The 16593-nt window shown below is 67.3% G+C and carries 16 protein-coding genes; all 16 read left to right on the top strand.

Annotation, left to right across the window (positions count from 1 at the left end):
• The 16 genes from obgE (at nt 1) to pta (ending at nt 16582) form a co-directional block, all read left to right on the top strand.
• Nucleotides 1-1023 carry a GTPase ObgE gene (gene obgE / locus B2747_RS16680; RefSeq protein WP_291163517.1) on the top strand — a complete coding sequence of 341 codons (1023 nt, stop codon included), beginning with the start codon at nt 1-3 and terminating at the stop codon, nt 1021-1023.
• Nucleotides 1004-1915 (top strand): DNA-processing protein DprA, encoded by a 912-nt coding sequence (gene dprA / locus B2747_RS16675; protein ID WP_291163514.1) that lies wholly within the window; start codon nt 1004-1006, stop codon nt 1913-1915. The genes obgE and dprA overlap by 20 nt, the downstream gene beginning before the upstream one ends.
• The gene (gene hemW / locus B2747_RS16670; RefSeq protein WP_291163511.1) at nt 1912-3054 is read left to right on the top strand and encodes a radical SAM family heme chaperone HemW; all 1143 of its coding nucleotides are present in this window, start codon (nt 1912-1914) and stop codon (nt 3052-3054) included. The genes dprA and hemW overlap by 4 nt, the downstream gene beginning before the upstream one ends.
• An 8-nt stretch (nt 3055-3062) precedes the next feature.
• On the top strand, nt 3063-4136 hold the full coding sequence (hrcA, locus tag B2747_RS16665; RefSeq protein WP_291163508.1) for a heat-inducible transcriptional repressor HrcA: 1074 nt from the start codon (nt 3063-3065) through the stop codon (nt 4134-4136).
• Between the two features lie 114 nt (nt 4137-4250).
• The gene (dnaJ, locus tag B2747_RS16660; protein ID WP_291163505.1) at nt 4251-5381 is read left to right on the top strand and encodes a molecular chaperone DnaJ; all 1131 of its coding nucleotides are present in this window, start codon (nt 4251-4253) and stop codon (nt 5379-5381) included.
• A 91-nt stretch (nt 5382-5472) separates the two neighbouring features.
• Nucleotides 5473-6243, top strand: a complete 771-nt coding sequence (locus tag B2747_RS16655; RefSeq protein WP_291163502.1) for a 50S ribosomal protein L11 methyltransferase — start codon at nt 5473-5475, stop codon at nt 6241-6243.
• A complete protein-coding gene (locus B2747_RS16650) occupies nt 6216-6989 on the top strand; it encodes an RsmE family RNA methyltransferase (protein ID WP_291163499.1) in 774 nt (257 codons plus the stop codon). Before B2747_RS16655 ends, B2747_RS16650 begins: the two co-directional genes overlap by 28 nt.
• Entirely contained in the window at nt 6986-7327 is a 342-nt protein-coding gene (locus B2747_RS16645) for a histidine triad nucleotide-binding protein (RefSeq protein WP_291163496.1), read from the top strand. The genes B2747_RS16650 and B2747_RS16645 overlap by 4 nt, the downstream gene beginning before the upstream one ends.
• A 139-nt stretch (nt 7328-7466) precedes the next feature.
• The gene (rpsU, locus tag B2747_RS16640; RefSeq protein ID WP_291163493.1) at nt 7467-7655 is read left to right on the top strand and encodes a 30S ribosomal protein S21; all 189 of its coding nucleotides are present in this window, start codon (nt 7467-7469) and stop codon (nt 7653-7655) included.
• Nucleotides 7652-8131 (top strand): GatB/YqeY domain-containing protein, encoded by a 480-nt coding sequence (locus tag B2747_RS16635; RefSeq protein ID WP_291163490.1) that lies wholly within the window; start codon nt 7652-7654, stop codon nt 8129-8131. Before rpsU ends, B2747_RS16635 begins: the two co-directional genes overlap by 4 nt.
• 77 nt (nt 8132-8208) lie before the next feature.
• Entirely contained in the window at nt 8209-10662 is a 2454-nt protein-coding gene (locus B2747_RS16630) for an endonuclease MutS2 (RefSeq protein WP_291163487.1), read from the top strand.
• A gap of 13 nt (nt 10663-10675) precedes the next feature.
• Entirely contained in the window at nt 10676-12652 is a 1977-nt protein-coding gene (dnaG, locus tag B2747_RS16625) for a DNA primase (protein ID WP_291163484.1), read from the top strand.
• Between the two features lie 48 nt (nt 12653-12700).
• Nucleotides 12701-14467 carry a single-stranded-DNA-specific exonuclease RecJ gene (gene recJ / locus B2747_RS16620; RefSeq protein ID WP_291163481.1) on the top strand — a complete coding sequence of 589 codons (1767 nt, stop codon included), beginning with the start codon at nt 12701-12703 and terminating at the stop codon, nt 14465-14467.
• 2 nt (nt 14468-14469) lie between these two features.
• Nucleotides 14470-14991: a 16S rRNA (guanine(966)-N(2))-methyltransferase RsmD gene (gene rsmD, locus B2747_RS16615; RefSeq protein WP_291163478.1), complete on the top strand. Its 522-nt coding sequence runs from the start codon at nt 14470-14472 to the stop codon at nt 14989-14991.
• The gene (coaD, locus tag B2747_RS16610) at nt 14991-15572 is read left to right on the top strand and encodes a pantetheine-phosphate adenylyltransferase (protein ID WP_291163670.1); all 582 of its coding nucleotides are present in this window, start codon (nt 14991-14993) and stop codon (nt 15570-15572) included. Before rsmD ends, coaD begins: the two co-directional genes overlap by 1 nt.
• The gene (gene pta, locus B2747_RS16605) at nt 15569-16582 is read left to right on the top strand and encodes a phosphate acetyltransferase (RefSeq protein ID WP_291163476.1); all 1014 of its coding nucleotides are present in this window, start codon (nt 15569-15571) and stop codon (nt 16580-16582) included. Before coaD ends, pta begins: the two co-directional genes overlap by 4 nt.
• Nucleotides 16583-16593 lie beyond the last annotated feature (11 nt).

The raw sequence follows: 16593 nt of genomic DNA, 5'->3' as shown, positions 1-16593 counted from the left end.
ATGTTCGTCGATCGCGTACAAGTGAAGGTGGAAGCCGGCACCGGTGGCTCGGGACAGACTTCGTTCCGTCGGGAGAAGTATGTGCCCATGGGTGGGCCAGACGGCGGTGACGGTGGACGCGGTGGCGACGTGATTGTACGCGGCGACCGCAATCTCACCACGCTGCTGGACTACACCTATCGCGATTCGTGGAAGGCCGAACGGGGCCAGCACGGTGAGGGCTCCAATCGGACGGGGCGATCCGGCGACGATGTCATTCTCCCGGTGCCGCCCGGCACCGTCGTACGTGATGCCAAGACGAAGGAACTGATCGGCGAGGTGATGGAGCACGGCGACTCGCTGCTCGTGGCGAAGGGCGGACGCGGCGGAAAGGGCAACGCGTTCTTTGTCACCGCCACACATCAGTCGCCTCGCGAGTGGCAACCCGGCGAAGAGGGTGAGGCCCGCACCCTCGAGCTCGAGCTCAAGCTCATTGCCGATGTGGGCCTCGTGGGCCAACCCAACGCAGGCAAGAGCACGCTGCTGTCGGTGATTTCCGCCGCGCGCCCCAAGATCGCCGACTATCCATTCACCACGCTCTCGCCCAATCTCGGCGTGGTGCCGCTCAGCGATCATCGCTCGTTTGTGGTGGCAGACATTCCCGGCATCATCGAAGGGGCGCACGAGGGCAAGGGACTCGGGCTCCAATTTCTGCGCCACATCGAGCGCACGCGCCTGCTCGCGTTCATGGTGCCCATCGACACCATGGACTGGCAGGCAGAGCTCGATCAGTTGCGCAACGAAATCGCGGCCTACTCGGCGGAACTGGCGGCCAAGCCCTATTGCGTGGTGTTCACCAAGCTCGATCTGCTGGGAGAGCACTACATCCCCGAGGTGGAGGCGCCGGGCGCCTTCGGCCGCTATGCCATTTCGGCCGCCGGCCGCATGGGACTTGATGACTTGCTCGACGGGTGGTGGCGGCAGTTGCTGGCCATGCGCACGGCGGCCGAACAGCCCATCCGGGATGCGCAGCTTCTTCCCTGAGAAGCAGGGGGCTGCGCCGGTCGAGCCGGCGGAGCACAGTGGGCAACGCGCCGTGCACCGCGGCGACCGCGACTATCCGTCGGGTCTCGAAGAATTGCGCGATCCACCCAAGACACTGTGGGTGCGAGGCTCGTGGTTGGCGGCGGCAGCGCCCGCGGTGGCCATTGTGGGCACCCGACACGCCTCGCCGTACGGGCTGCGCGTCGCCAAGGCCATTGCCGAATGCTGCGCGCGGCATGGCGTGAGTGTCATCAGTGGCCTGGCGCGCGGCATTGATGGGGCGGCACACGAAGCCGCGCTTGCCGCCGGTGGTCGTACCGCTGCCGTTCTCGGTACGGCCATCGATCACTACTATCCGCGTGGGCATCGGCCGTTGCAGGAGCGCATTGCCCGCGAGGGTCTGCTGGTGTCTGAGCACGCCCCGGGTGATCCGGGGCATGCGGGTTCCTTTCCGCGTCGCAATCGCATCATTGCGGCGCTCGCCGCGGCCACCGTGGTGGTCGAAGCGCCGGAAGACAGTGGCGCGCTCATTACCGCCGAGGTGGCGCAGGCGTTGGGGCGTCGTGTGTATGTCGTGCCCAATGCCATCGACGTGCCACAGGCGCGCGGCAGCAATGCCTGGTTGCACAAGCAGGGCACGGCGCTGCTCCGTCCGGAGGACGTACTGGCGGAACTGCAGATCGACCTGCTGCCGCCACAGGGGCCGGTGCTGAGTGACGACGCCGCCCTCTGTTGGGATGCCATCGGACAGGGTTTGCAGGAGCCGTCGCTCATCGCCCAACACACGGGCCTCGCGCCGCGCCGCGTGGCGGCGCTGCTCGCCATGCTCGAGATCGACGGGCTCGTCACAGTGGAGGCGGGCGGACAGGTGCGGCCCGCCGTTGGCGTGTGAGTACGGACACGCTGACGCGCCATCTCTATCTGCACGTCCCCTTTTGTGCGCGGCGCTGCAGTTATTGCGATTTTGCCATCGCGGTCCGTCGCACCGTGCCGTGGGAGCGCTACGCCAGCGCTGTGCATGACGAGTGCCGCATCCGACAGATCGCGTCGCGTTGCGGGCCGCTGGACACGCTCTATCTGGGCGGAGGCACACCGTCGCGCCTCGGACCCGAGGGCGTGGCGGCCACGCTCGCGGCCCTCGCGCAGCATGTGCAGCTCGCACCGGATGCCGAAGTCACCCTCGAGGCCAACCCCGAGGACATCACCGACGAAGCCGTCGCGTCGTGGCGGGCAGCGGGCGTCAATCGCCTGTCCATCGGCATTCAGAGTTTCGATGACCGCGTGCTGCAGTGGATGCATCGGGTGCATGACGCCGAGCGTGCGCGGCAGGTCGTGGACGCCGTGCGAAGGGGCGGCATTGCCAACTTCTCGGTGGATCTGATCTTTGCGGCGCCCGCTGCTCTGGCGCGCGACTGGACACGCGATGTGCAGGCCATTCTGTCGCTTGGCGCCGATCATGTGTCGCTGTATGGCCTCACCATCGAGCCGGGCACGCCGCTCGGGCGCTGGCAGGCGCGAGGCGAAGTGCAGGAGGCTGATGAGTCGCGCTATGAGGCCGAGTTTCTCGACGCGCATGCGCGGCTCACGGCCGCGGGCTACGAACACTACGAAGTGTCCAACTTCGCGTTGGCCGGACGACGCGCGCGCCACAACTCGGCCTATTGGCGCGGCGTGCCCTATGTGGGACTTGGGCCGGGCGCGCACGATTTTGATGGCAGGTTTCGGCGCTGGAATCTGTCCGCCTACGCGGCCTGGGACCGGGCGGTGCAGGAGGGCCGGGACCCCATGGAAGACCGCGAGGCGCTCACGGCGGACAATCGCGCGGCCGAGGCGGTGTACCTCGGGCTGCGAACGGTGGACGGGCTGGTGCTGAACGCCGGCGAGCGGCTGCATGTGGCGCCGTGGGTCGAGGCCGGATGGGTGGTGCTCACTGAAACCGGTGGCGAGTGGCGTGCGCGTTGCACCGCGACCGGTTGGCTGCGCCTCGATGCACTCGCTGCCGACTTGACAGCGTTTCGCGGACGCTCGTAGGCTTCGGCATGAGCGCCTTCGGCACGACACCTTTCGGCAATACCAACAGCGGTGAGCTCTCCGAGCGCGAACGTCAGGTGCTCGAGGCGGTCATTCACAGCTACGTGGCCACGGCCGAACCGGCCGGGTCGCGTACGCTGTCCCGTCGCTTCGGTCTGGGCATTTCGCCGGCCACCATTCGCAACACCATGAGCGACCTGGAGGAGAAGGGCTTTCTCTTCCATCCGCACACGTCGGCCGGCCGGATTCCCACCGACAAGGCCTACCGCGTGTACGTCGATTCGCTCATGCGCGTCGACCCGTTGTCTGGTGAGCAGCGGCGCCGTTTGCAGATGGAAATCGAAAGCGGCAGTTCGGCCATCGAGAACATCCTCCGTCGCGCCGCGCAGTCACTGGGTGTGCTCACCCAGGAGTTGGGTGTGGCGCTCGGTCCGCGTCTCGAGCGGGCCACGCTGCAAAAAGTGGAACTGGTGCGCGTGGCCAGCGACCGACTGCTCATGGTGCTTGGTCTTTCTGGCGGCGCCGTGCGCACCATCTTCGTGGAAGTCCCCGGTGTCATTGCCGACGAAGCGCTGGTTGACGTCACCATCGTCCTCAACGAGCGCCTTGCGGGCCTCACGCTCGATCAGGTGCGAAGCGGACTGGCCTCGCGCCTGCGAGACGTCAGCGCATCACCCGGCGCCGCTGAGTTGCTGAACATCTTCGTGCAGGAAGGGGAGCAGGTGTTTGGCCGAGCCGCTGAGCCGGTGGACACGGTGGTCCTCGCCCAGCCTTCGCTGCTGGCCGACCAGCCGGAGTTTGCCAGTGGGGAACGCCTGCGACAGCTCATCGAGCTCACGGAGACCCGTCAGCAACTGGCCACGTTTCTGGGCACGCGGGCTGGGGGCAAGGGGCTGTCCATCACCATCGGCAACGAGCATGGCGATCCACGCCTGGAGCCGTTCACGGTGGTCACCGCGGAATACCATGTGGGTTCGCTGAGCGGGGTCATTGGCGTTATCGGTCCCACGCGCATGCCCTACGACAAGGTCATTGCCCTGGTCGATCACACCTCCCAGCTGGTGTCCGACCTGCTCTGCTGACTCGGCCCCCGGGGCGTTGGGTGCCCCGGTCCGGGGCTGACACCCTGCCGGAGCCCGGGGTGGGTTATCTTACGGGGTTGCTGCACGATTTCCCGGATATCCCCATAGGTTCCCATGGCTGATTTCTACGCGGTTCTGGGCGTACCGCGCGATGCGTCGGACGACGACATCAAGAAGGCTTATCGCCGCCTCGCCACGCAGTGGCACCCCGATCGCAACGGGGGATCGAAGGAGGCGGAAGAAAAATTCAAGGACATCACCGAGGCGTACGACATTCTGCGTGATCCGCAGAAGCGCGCCGCGTTTGATCGCTACGGCGAGGCCGGCCTGCGTGGCAGCGGTCAGGCGGCGTACGAGCACGTCGACCTGTCGGAGGCGCTGAACATCTTCATGCGCGACTTCGGCGGCTTCGGCGACCTGTTCGGCGCGTCAGCCGGCGGCCGGCGCAGCGGACCGCGTTCCGGGTCGGACATCAAGTTGCCCCTGCCACTCACGCTCACCGAAGTGGCGACCGGCGTCGAAAAGACCGTCGTGCTCAAGGTGCTCGATGGCTGTGACGCCTGTGAAGGCTCGGGTGCGGAACCTGGAACCAAGCCGAGCACCTGCGGCACATGTGGTGGCGCCGGTGAAGTGCGGCGCGCGCAGCGTTCGTTCTTCGGTCAATTTGTGTCGGTGGCGCCCTGTCCGACCTGCGCGGGTGAGGGGGTCGTGGTGTCGTCGCCGTGCAAGAAGTGTCGCGGCGAAGGTCGGGTACGCGCCGAACGCACGCTCAAGATCCAGGTGCCGGCGGGTGTGGCCACCGGGCAGTACATGACGCTGCGTGGTGCCGGCAACATCGGGCCGCGTGGCGGGACGCGCGGCGACGTGCTGGTGGTGTTCGAGGTCGATGATGACGAGCGTTTCGACCGCGACGGTGAGGATCTTTTCTGCGAGGCCCTGGTCACGTATCCGCAGTTGGTGTTTGGAGCGGACATCACGGTACCCGGTCTCACCAGTACCCTGTCGTTGCGCGTCCCAGCCGGTACGCAGAGCGGCACCGTGTTTCACCTGCGCGGCAAGGGGCTGCCACGGGTGAACGCGTCTGGTGTGGGCGATCTGCACATCAAGGTGCAGCTCTGGACGCCGCAGTCCGTGGACGGCGAGGAGAAGCAGCTCATCGAACGTCTCGCCAGCATCAAGGGCGACGCTCCGCCGCAGCGTGAAAAGGGCTTCTGGTCCAAGATGAAGGAAGCCATCGGTGCCTGATACCCCGCGGGATACACCCGCCACATCCGCCCGATGGACCAGCGTGCGCGTGCGTCCGTCCGCGTTCGAGGGGGCGCCGCGTGAGGCTTGCATGGCTGCCCTGTTTGCCGTTGGCGCGCAGGGGGTGCACGAAGACGGGACGTCGCTGGTCACGCACTTCCCGCCCGGTACCGATCTCGAGGCTGTGCACGCGACGATCACGGCGGCCGACCCGATGGTGGTCATCGAAACCTCGCTCGTGCCCGATGTGGATTGGTCGGAGGCGTGGAAGTCGCGCATTACCTCGCACGAACTCGGTGCGCTGACCGTCACGCCGCCGTGGCTGGCCGAGGGCCGCGATCCGGCGCGCACCATCGTCATCGAACCCGGCATGGCCTTTGGCACTGGCGAGCACGCCACCACACGCGGTGTCGTACGGCTGTTGCCGGCGCGACTGCGGGCCGGAGACACGGTGGCTGATCTGGGGGCCGGCAGCGCCATTCTCGCCATTGCGGCAGCCAAGCTGGGCGCTGCCCGCGTGTATGCCGTGGAGCTCGATGGCGAGGCCATTCCCGATGCCGAATCCAACGTGCGACGCAATGGTGTGGCCGACCGCGTGCACGTCTTCGAGGCGGACGCGGCGGCCATTCTGCCCCTCGTGGCGCCGGTGCGGCTTGTCCTCGCCAACATCATCTCGTCGGTGCTCATCGAACTCCTGCCCATCATCGGCATGGCGCTCACCGACGATGGATCGGCCATTCTGAGCGGCATACTCCAGGAAGAGCGGGAAACCATGCTGCAGGTGCTGGCGGCACACGGGTGGACCGTGCTGGCAGAAGATGCGGAGGACATCTGGTGGTCGGTCGCCATCGCGAAGGCCTAGCCGCCGGGCTGCCGCAGTTCATCACGCCCGAGCCGTTTGCCGACGGCACCACCGTGGTGCTCGACGAACAGGCAGCCCGCCATATGCGGGTGCTCCGACTCGAGTCCGGCGCGCAAGTCGGGCTACGGGACGGGCAGGGCGCGGTGGGCGAAGGACAGGTGGTCCGTCTGTCCAAGTCGCAGGTGCACGTCGAGGTGCAGCGTGTGGCGCAGCACGCGCCGCTGCCGGCCGTGCATCTGCTGGTGCCCATCGCCGACAGGGATCGCATGCTCTGGCTGGCGGAGAAGGCCACGGAACTCGGCGTGACCTCGTGGCGTCCGGTCATGTGGCGACGTTCCCGCTCCGTGTCGCCGCGCGGAGAGGGCGTGAGCTTCCAGGCCAAGGTGCGGGCCCGCATGGAAGGTGCCCTCGCGCAGTCCGAAGGCGCGTGGCTGCCCCAGGCCTTTCCGGAGGCGCCACTCGATCGCGCGGTGCTCGCCGCCCCGCCAGGGCATCGCCTGGTGCTCGATCCGGCCGGCGTCCCGCTCATTGGCGAAGGCGCCGCGCCCTTGCTGGAACCGGTGGTTATCGCGGTGGGTCCGGAAGGTGGGGTTGAGCCCGACGAGCTGGCGTTGTTGCACGACGCAGGCTTCCGCTCGGTCAGCCTGGGCTCGACCATTCTGCGTTTCGAAACGGCCGCCCTCGTGTCCCTCGGCATCGCCCGTACCTGTTTGTCGGCTACGCCGACGGGAGGCTCTCTCGCATGAACGACGCCTGCATTTTCTGTCGCATCGTGGCCGGCACCATTCCGGCTCAGGTCGTGGCCCAGAACGATGTGGCCCTGGCGTTCCGCGACCTGCATCCCCAGGCACCGGTGCACGTGCTGGTCGTTCCACGCCGGCACGTCGACTCCCTGGCCGTTGCCGCCGACACCGCTGAACTGGGCGCCGTGCTGGCGCTGGCGGCCGAGGTCGCCCGCCAGGAAGGCGTGGCGGAGTCCGGCTACCGGGTGGTCACCAACGTGGGCGGGGACGGGGGACAGACGGTGGGTCACCTGCATTGGCACGTCCTGGGTGGGCGAGCCATGAGCTGGCCGCCGGGCTGAAGCAGACGCTGGCCGGCGTCACGGTCCTTGACCCAAGTGGCTGTCTTGTCTAGCATTAAAGGCTACCCTGCCACATTGGGCTTTTTCGCGGTTCCATCACTCCATTCGCGTCACGGCGCGAACACCTCCGAGGTCGAGTTTGTCGGAAGTCATCATCCACGAGGACGAGAATTTCGAGCGTGCGCTCAAGCGCTTCAAGAAGAAGTGCGAGAAGGCCGGTATCCTGTCCGACCTGCGCAAGCATCGTCACTACGAGAAGCCGTCGGAGCGCCGCAAGCGCAAGATGAACGCGGCTGTCCGTAAGAACCGTCGCACCCGGCAGGGGTGAGCAGTCCCGTGGACGCCGGCAGCGCCCCTCAGGGAGCTCCGCTGCTGGCGCGATTGCAGGGCGATCAGGCGGCCGCCCGACGGGACCAGCGGAAGGACCACGTGATGCTGCTCGGCATGGTCATTGCCGAGGTCAAGAATCGCGCGCTGGAGCTGCGTCGGGAGGTCACCGACGACGATGTCCTTGATGTGATCCGCAAGGGCATCAAGAAGCGCAAGGAATCCGCCGAATTGTACGCGAAGGCCGGCCGCAGCGAACTGCTCGAGAAGGAGCAGACCGAGGCCGCAGCGCTTGAGGCCTACATGCCCGCGCAGGTCGATCCCGCCGAGGTGCGAGCGGCCGTTGAGGCGGCGGTGCAGGGCGGAGCGGCCAACATCGGTGCCATCATGGGTCGCGTCATGCCGCTCTTCAAGGGCCGCGTCGACGGCAGTATCATCAACGCCATCGCACGCGACGTGCTGGCCGCCCGGGGCTGATCCGCCCTGCGCCGGCATTGGCCGGCCACCCTGGCTGGCTCATCGCGTGCCCGCCTCCAGGTTGAAGTGCAGCACCCATGAACGCGCACGCCCTCGGCATTCTCGAGTACTCCCGGCTTCTCGCCCATGTGGCGGGCCACGCCTCGTCCGCACCCGGCGCCGCCGCCGTGCGCGCGTTGGCGCCGCGCACGGATCGGGAGTGGATTGAAGCCGAACACGCCCGCGTCGCGGCACTGCGTTCGCTCATTCTTTCCGAACTCGGGTGGCCGACCGAAAACATCCCCGATCTCGGTGAGGCGCTCAAGCGCCTGCGCATCCCCGGCCTCACCTGGACAGCTCACGAGTTGTTGCAGGGCGCCACACTGCTGCGCTCCTCCCGCCGCACCCGTGAGGCACTGCGCGATCCGCGCAGGCCGGCCATTACCATGGCCTACCTCGCGGCCTACGCCTCGCAACTGGTCGATCTGCGCGCGCGTGAGGAGGCCATTGAGCGCGCCATCGCCGATGACGGTACCGTGCGCGATGACGCGTCGCCAACGTTGCGCCGAGCGCGGCGCGAATTGCGTCAGGCCGAAGGCGAGCTGGTACGCCTGCTCGAGCGCGAAATGGGCAAGCTCGAGCCGCATCACCAGGTCAGTGATCTCTCGGTCACCATGCGCAACGGACGCTGGGTCATGCCCATGCGCCGCGAGGCGCGCGGCTATGTGGGCGGCATCGTGCACGACAGCAGCGGCACGGGTGCCACCATTTTCGTGGAGCCGCCGGCCGCCGTGGAATTCGGCAATCGGGTGCGCGAACTGGAACTCGAGGAGCAACGCGAAGTCGAGAAGGTGCTGCGTGAGCTCACGGAGGAATTGCATCCGTATCACGAAGCCATGTTGCAGGCCTGGCACGCGCTCGTGGCCCTCGACGCGCTCTACGCCCGCGCACGTTACAGCCTGAGCGCCAACTGCGCGCCACTCGAGTTCTGCACACCGGCCGATGGGCTGCGCATCGTGAACGGACGACATCCGCTGCTGCTCGCCAGCGGTGTGCCCGTCGTGGCATTTGATCTGACCATGGAGCGCGAGGAACGCACGCTGCTCGTGTCAGGCCCCAACACCGGCGGCAAGACCGTCCTGCTCAAGGCCATTGGATTGCTGTGCATGATGGCGCAGGCCGGTGTGCCGGCGCCGGTGGGCAGCAACAGCTGTCTGCCCGTGTTCGATGACGTCTTTGCCGATGTCGGCGACGAGCAGAGCATCGAAGCCAGTCTCTCCACCTTCAGCGCGCATCTCAAGAATCTCGGGGAAATCCTCGAGTCGGCCACCCCGGCGTCACTGGTGCTCGTGGACGAACTGGGTTCGGGTACCGATCCCTCGGAAGGCGCGGCGTTGGGTGGTGCCATTCTGGAAACGCTCACCGCGCGCGGCACGCTCACCCTGGCCACCACGCACCTCGGGCAACTCAAGCTGCTCGCGACCGACGTGCCCGGTGTGGTGAATGCGTCGCTGCAATTCGATGCGGTGCAGTTGGCGCCCACGTACCGCCTGCTCAAGGGGGTGCCGGGGCGCAGCTACGGTCTCAGCATCGCGCGGCGCCTGCAATTGCCGGAAGCGGTCATTCAGCGGGCAGAGGACAAACTGCCGCAGGGCGAACGGGATCTCGCCGTGCTGCTGGCCGACGTCGAGGCACGGGAGGCCGTGCTGACCGACCGGGAACAGCAACTCGAACGGGAGCAGGAGCGTACCCGCTCGCGCATGGCGTCCGTGGCTGACCGCGAACTCAAGGTGCGCGAGCGCGAACGTGAAGCGGAGCGCAACGCGCGCAAGCAGGCAAGGCAGTTCCTGCTCGAAGCCCGCGCCCAGTTGGAAGAGGCCATTGCGGCGGTGAAGTCCGCGGCGCAGGCCGTTCCGTCCACGGCATCCGAGCAGGGCGCTTCCTCGCTTGATGACGCCGCGCGGGCCGCACGGCGCACGATTGAGCAGGAAGCCGCGCGTCAGGGGCAGGAAGCGCTGGTGGTCGAGCAGCGCGGCGAACGTGACCGCGCCAAGGCACAACGTCGACAGGCTGGCCCGGTTGCCACGCCTGCCGTTGCCGCGCCGCGTCCCATTGGTGAAGGCGACAACGTGCTGGTGGGTACGCTCGGCGACAAGGTCGGTCGTGTCGTGTCGGTGCGCGGGCAGGATGCGCGCGTCATGGTGGGCTCACTCACGCTCACGGTGCCACTGCGTCAACTCACGCACAGCAAGGCCGCGCCGCCGCCCATGGTGAAGATCGCGCTTTCCGGTGACATCGCCGAGGTGGAGCCGGTGCGTGAGGTGGATGTGCGCGGTCTGCGTATCGATGAGGTGGATGACCAGGTGTTGCAGGCGCTCGACGCGGCCGTGCGAAATGACCTGCGCGAGCTGCGCATCATTCATGGCAAGGGCACGGGCGCGCTGCGGCAGCGCGTGGGGGAGATGCTCAAGAAGGACACACGCGTGACCGGCTATCGACTCGGTGCGTGGAACGAGGGTGGGGCAGGCGTGACTGTGGCCGAGCTCGCGTGACGGCGCGCCAAACGTGATCCCCGACGAAACGGTCGAACGCGTACGGGAGGCTGCCGACATCGTGGAGATTGTCGGCGAGTTCGTCCCGTTGCGTCGCTCGGGCGGCACGTGGCGTGGCGCCTGTCCGTTTCATGGTGGCAAGAATCCCAACTTTTCGGTCTCACCGTCGCACGGCAGCTATCACTGCTTCGTCTGTCACGAAAGCGGCGACGTGTTCACCTTCGTGCGCAAGCGCCTCGGGCTCGACTGGCCCTCGGCCGTCAAGTACATCGGCGACAAGGTGGGCATCGAAGTGGTGGATGCGCCGCGCCGTGCCCAGGCGCCGGATCCCAACGCGCCCAACTACGAAGTGCTCGCGGCAGCGTCCGAGTGGTTTCAGCAGCAGTTGCGGGACGAAGCCGGAGGTCGTGCCGCACGCGAGTATCTGCAGTCGCGTGGTCTCGACGAGACAGCATGGCAGCGCTTCGGTCTTGGCTTTGCGCCGCGTGACGCGCAGGCCCTGCGACGCTACCTGCACGCACTGGGCGCCGATGATGCACGCCAGCTCGAGGCGGGACTGCTTGTGCAGCGCGAAGGCGAAGGCGAACCGCGCCTGCGATTTCGTGGCCGCGTCATGTTTCCGATTCACGACGAGTTGGGACGGCCGGTGGGGTTTGGCGGGCGCGCCATGGGCGACGATACGCCCAAGTATCTCAACAGCCCCGAGTCCACCGTCTTCCAGAAGCGGCGCACGCTGTACGGGCTGCACACGGCCAAGCAGAGCATGCGACGCGCGGGCCGGGCCATCGTCGTCGAGGGGTATCTCGATGCCATACGGCTGGCGCTCGCCGGTATCGAGGAGGTTGTGGCTCCGCTGGGCACCGCGCTGACCGAAGAGCAGGCCCAGTTGCTGATGCGCTATGCCTCGGAAGTGTTCTTGCTGTACGACAGCGACGAAGCGGGCCAGAAGGCCACGTTCCGATCAGGTTTGGAGCTGCTGCGCGTCAAGGCCACGGTGCGTGTGGTGTCGCTGCCGGATGGTGAAGACCCGGACTCCTTCGTGCGTCAACAGGGACGCACGGCCATGGAGACGCAGTTGGGGCAGGCCATCGACCTGTTCGATCGTCAGGTGCAGTTGCTTGAGCGGCGAGGCTGGTTTGCCGATCTGCGGCAACGGCGCAACGCCATCGACAAGTTGCTGCCCACCATTCGCGCGGCCAAGGCGCCGCTGACACGCGACTTGTATCTCGCGCGACTTTCCGCCGTCACGCAGTTGGACAAGGCGACGCTGGCAGCGGAAGCGGACGCGTTGCCCGATCGTGATCGCCGGATGACGTCGGGTGGTGCGCGGTCCGCGCCTCCAACGGGGCTCATGCGCTCCGACGATGGCGAAAGCCCGCCGCCCTTCGACGGGCCACCGCCGGAGTATCTCGACACCGAGACTGAAGCCGCACCGGCTCCGTTGCCTCCACCGCCAGGCGAGGCAAAGCCGCCGTGGAAGGGCGGACGGCGCGGCAAGGCTCAGGGGCCGGAGTGGCAGGCCACGGCAATTCCGCCGCGCCCGAGTCGCGACGAACCGGTGGAGCGGGCGCTGGTGCGCGCCATGCTGGTGGATCGCGGCGTCGCCGAGCGCGTGGCGGAACGGCACCCGCCTGAAAGTTTCCGTGACGCGCGCTACCGGGAGCTGTTCGATGTGTTGCTGCACGCCCCGCTGGACGAAGAGCTCGAACGCATAGCCGATCGACTCAGCCCGGAGGCCTTCGCCGCACTGCGGGTAATGACCGAAGGCGCGCCGCTGGATATCGAGTCGGCGGACATCGGCTTCAGCATCAAGAAGCTCGATGTTCGGGTCCTCGAGGCAAGGATGGATGACGTGCGCCAGGCCATGCAGCAGGAGACGGAAGTCGAGGCCAAGAACGGCTACCTGCGCGAGTACCTGCAGCTTCAGGCCGAGATCCGTGGCATCCAGCCCATGCGTTCCACGCGAGGGCGTGGCCGCGGCAAGGGGTGAACACGTGCCGCAGGCGCGTCTGGCCGTACCGCTTGGTAGATTGCCCTCGTGACCACGTCTTTCTCTTCCTCTCGTAGCGGCCAACGGGTGGCCTCCGCCTCACCGCGGCCCACTCCGCGCTGGTCGGTGGTGCCGGCGCCGCAATCCAGCAACGTGGCGGCGCTGCAGGACGCACTGCTCCTGCCGGAGGCCGTCTGTCATCTGCTCGCGGCGCGTGGTCACGGCGAGCCGGAGTCGGCCAAGCGGTTTCTCCGGCCTCGTCTCGACATGCTCGCCCCGGCAGACACGCTGCATGATTTGCCTCGGGCCGTGTCGCGTCTCGCCGAGGCCATTCGCGCCGGCGAAACCATTTTTGTGCACGGCGACTACGACGTCGACGGGATGGCCTCCACCGCGTTGCTGACGCGGGTGTTGCGCGGGCTTGGTGCCGCGAAGGTGGTACCTTTTGTTCCCAATCGACTCACCGATGGCTACGACCTGGGCACCGCTGGTGTGGAGGCCGCGCTGCGCGCAGGGGCCACGCTGGTGGTGACCTGCGACTGCGGCACGTCGGCCATTGAGCCCGTGGCCACGCTCGTTGGCGCCGGCATCGATGTCATCATCACCGACCATCACCTGCCTGGTGGGCCGCTGCCGGCCGCCTACGCCATCTGCAATCCGCGGCATCCCGACTGCACGCACGAGGACAAGGATCTCGCCGCAGTTGGTGTGGCCTACAAGCTGGCGCTCGCGCTGTGTGACGCGCTCGGCGCCTCGCCGGCGCTGGCGCAGCGTCAGTTGGACCTGGTGGCGCTGGCCACGATTGCCGATGTGGCGCCGCTGCGCGGCGAGAATCGCGTCCTGGTGCGCTACGGTCTTCGCGTGCTCGCGGACACCACGCATCCCGGCTTGCGCGCGCTCATGCGCTCGTCGGGCCTCGACGGCAAGCCGCTCACGGCGGGTCGGGTGGGATTTGTACTGGCGCCCCGTCTCAATGCGGCCGGACGGATTGCGGATGCCAAGCTGGGGCTCAGGCTGCTGCTCGCCGAGCAGGAAGACGAAGCGCTGCACATTGCGCGTGAGCTCGAGGAACTCAATCAGGCCCGTCAGGCCCTCGATCGCAGCGTGCTCGATGACGCCCTGCGTCAACTCGATCACCCAGCGGCGCGCGATCGCTATGCCCACGTGCTCTGGGCCGAAGGCTGGCATGCCGGTGTGATCGGCATCGTGGCCTCGCGGGTGGTGGAGCAGACGGCGCGGCCGGCGGTGCTGGTGGCGGTGGACCAGGGTATCGGCAAGGGCTCGGGACGATCCATCTCCGCCTTTGACCTGCACGCGGCGCTGTCCGACTGTCGCGTACACTTCCAGCGATTTGGCGGGCACCGCGCCGCGGCGGGCCTCACCATGGACGCAGCGCATCTGCCGGCGTTCGCCGCGCAGTTCGACGAGGTGGCGCGCCAGCGTCTCTCCGCTGAAGACCTCGTGCCTGAGCTTCGTGTCGACCTCGACCTCAATCTTGACGCGGTGGACGAACAACTCGAGAAGTACGTGCGACACTTTGAACCGTTCGGTGTGGGCAATCCCGCGCCGATGTTCCGGGCCCGCGGGACGCGGCTGGCGTCGGCGCCACGTCGTGTTGGCAGCGATGGTCTGCGACTCTCGTTCGATGTGCCATCGGGTACACTCGATGGCATTGGCTGGGGGCTGGCGGACAAGGCGTCGCAGTTGCCACTGGACCGGGAGCATGAGTTGGCGTTCCGCATCGAACGTGACGAGTACCGTGGCAACTCGCGCTTGCAGTTGCGTGTGGCGGACATTCGTCCCATGGAGCGCTGAGCATGCGCATCATTGCCGGTCGTTGGAAGGGCCGCCGCATCACGGCGCCGCCCGGAGAAACCGTTCGCCCCACCGGAGATCGCGTGCGGGAGGCCTGGATGAGTATCGTGCATCCGGTGCTGCCCGAAGCGCGGGTGCTCGACCTCTGTGCCGGCAGCGGCGCGCTGGGTCTGGAAGCGCTGTCGCGTGGCGCGGCGTCCTGCGAGTTCGTGGAGCAGTCGCCGCGTGTGCTGCGTGTGCTGGAACAGAACCTCGCCGCACTGGGGGGACACGAGGGCGCGCGCATCGTGCGTGATGAGGCGCTGCGTTTTGTCCAGAAGCTTGGCGAAGGCGCGTATGACGTCGCCTTTGCCGATCCGCCGTATGCGTCGGGCGTCGCCGAGGCACTGGCGGCCCAGTGGATTGCGCAACCATTTGCCGCCATTCTCGGTATTGAACACGCCGCGTCCGTTACGCTGCCGGCCATTGGGGAAACCCGAAACTATGGCAGCACTGCGCTCACCTTTTTTCGTGTTCCGTCGTGATGACTGACACCGGCCCACTCCCCACCACCTCGACCGATCGTCGGCCGCTGGTGGCTCTCTACGCCGGCTCCTTCGATCCGGTCACGCACGGACACGAGGACCTCATCAAGCGCACCCTCACGTTTGCGGATCGGCTCATCGTGGCCGTGGCGCACAATGTGAACAAGCAGCCGTTGTTCACGGTGGAGGAGCGCATGCGCTTCATCCGCGAGGTTACCGGCAACGATCCGCGCATCGAGGTGCGCAGCTTTCGCGGCCTGCTCGTGGACTTCGCGCGGGATACCGGCGCCCGCGTCAACGTGCGGGGGCTGCGCGCCGTGAGTGATTTCGAGTACGAGTTCCAGATCGCGCTCATGAATCGTCACCTGCGTCCTGAACTCGAAACCGTGTTCATGACGCCGTCGCTCGATACCACCTACATCAGCTCCAGCATGGTGCGTGAAGTCGCGCGCTTCAACGGGGATGTCTCCGGGCTCGTGCACCCCCTGGTGGGCGAGGCCCTCATGGCACGCTACGCCGCCATGCGGGCGGCCGGTGAGTTGGCGCCACTTCCCACGTCCGCGCCGGAACAGGCATCGTGACGGCCGCGTCGGAGGCGTTTCTCGAGTCGTTGCATGAGCGCGCGGGCCGTCGGCCGCGGCGTATCCTGTTTCCTGAGGCCACCGATCCACGCACGGTACAGGCGGTACTGCGTCTGGCCAAACGCGGTTCGGTCCAGCCGGTGCTGGTGCGGCGCGGCGATGCACCCACGGGCGTGGTGCCTTCATCCGGCGAGATCCTCGATCCGCTGCATGATCCGATCACCGAGGAGGTCGTGGCGCACTTGCTGGCGCGTCGTGGCACCAAGGGACTCACACGCGAGGATGCCGAGCGGCTTGCGCGTGATCCGCTCTATTTCGCCGACAGCTTGGTGGCGCTCGGGCACGCAGACGGCTGTGTGGCCGGCGCGGTGCACACCACGGCCGATGTCCTCCGTGCGGCCATCTGGACCATTGGTACGGCGCCGGGTGTGCGCACCGTGTCGTCGTCGTTCTATCTGCTCGTGCCGCCCTTTCGCAGCGAAGTACCCGAGGTGCTCACCTACACCGACTGTGCGGTCGTGCCCGACCCGACCGCGCGGCAACTGGCTGATATCGCTCTGGCCGCGGCTGAGGCGCGGCGGCGCATTGTCGGCGATGTGCCACGGGTTGCGTTCCTGTCCTACAGCTCGATGGGTAGCGCGGACGGGCCCTCGGTGAGCCGCGTGCGGGAGGCCCTGGCCCTGGTGCGTGAGGCCGCGCCCGACCTCGTGGTCTCTGGCGAGTTGCAGGCGGATGCGGCCCTCATCCCGGAGATCGCCCGGCGCAAGGCCGCCGGGGAAGCCGCCGCCGGGACGGCGAATGTCCTGGTCTTTCCCTCGCTGGACGCGGGCAACATTGCCTACAAGCTCACCCAGCGCCTGGCCCATGCGACGGCCATCGGCCCCATCCTCCAAGGCCTGGCCCGGCCCTGCAGCGACTTGTCACGGGGGGCGACCGCTGACGACATTGTACATGTGGCGGCAATTACGGCTCTCCAGGCGGGGGAGCCGGCAGCGCCGCTGACCCCGTAGCCCGAGTTCCG

Source organism: Gemmatimonas sp. UBA7669 (genome assembly GCF_002483225.1).
Lineage (GTDB): Bacteria > Gemmatimonadota > Gemmatimonadetes > Gemmatimonadales > Gemmatimonadaceae > Gemmatimonas.
This window is presented reverse-complemented; position numbering and strand designations above follow the sequence as displayed.

Coding starts and splice junctions, on each gene's coding strand:
- coaD (WP_291163670.1), top strand. CDS start 14,991: ATGACTGACACCGGCCCACTCCCCACCACCTCGACCGATCGTCGGCCG.
- hrcA (WP_291163508.1), top strand. CDS start 3,063: ATGAGCGCCTTCGGCACGACACCTTTCGGCAATACCAACAGCGGTGAG.
- dprA (WP_291163514.1), top strand. CDS start 1,004: ATGCGCAGCTTCTTCCCTGAGAAGCAGGGGGCTGCGCCGGTCGAGCCG.
- dnaJ (WP_291163505.1), top strand. CDS start 4,251: ATGGCTGATTTCTACGCGGTTCTGGGCGTACCGCGCGATGCGTCGGAC.
- B2747_RS16655 (WP_291163502.1), top strand. CDS start 5,473: ATGGCTGCCCTGTTTGCCGTTGGCGCGCAGGGGGTGCACGAAGACGGG.
- obgE (WP_291163517.1), top strand. CDS start 1: ATGTTCGTCGATCGCGTACAAGTGAAGGTGGAAGCCGGCACCGGTGGC.
- B2747_RS16645 (WP_291163496.1), top strand. CDS start 6,986: ATGAACGACGCCTGCATTTTCTGTCGCATCGTGGCCGGCACCATTCCG.
- B2747_RS16630 (WP_291163487.1), top strand. CDS start 8,209: ATGAACGCGCACGCCCTCGGCATTCTCGAGTACTCCCGGCTTCTCGCC.
- rsmD (WP_291163478.1), top strand. CDS start 14,470: ATGCGCATCATTGCCGGTCGTTGGAAGGGCCGCCGCATCACGGCGCCG.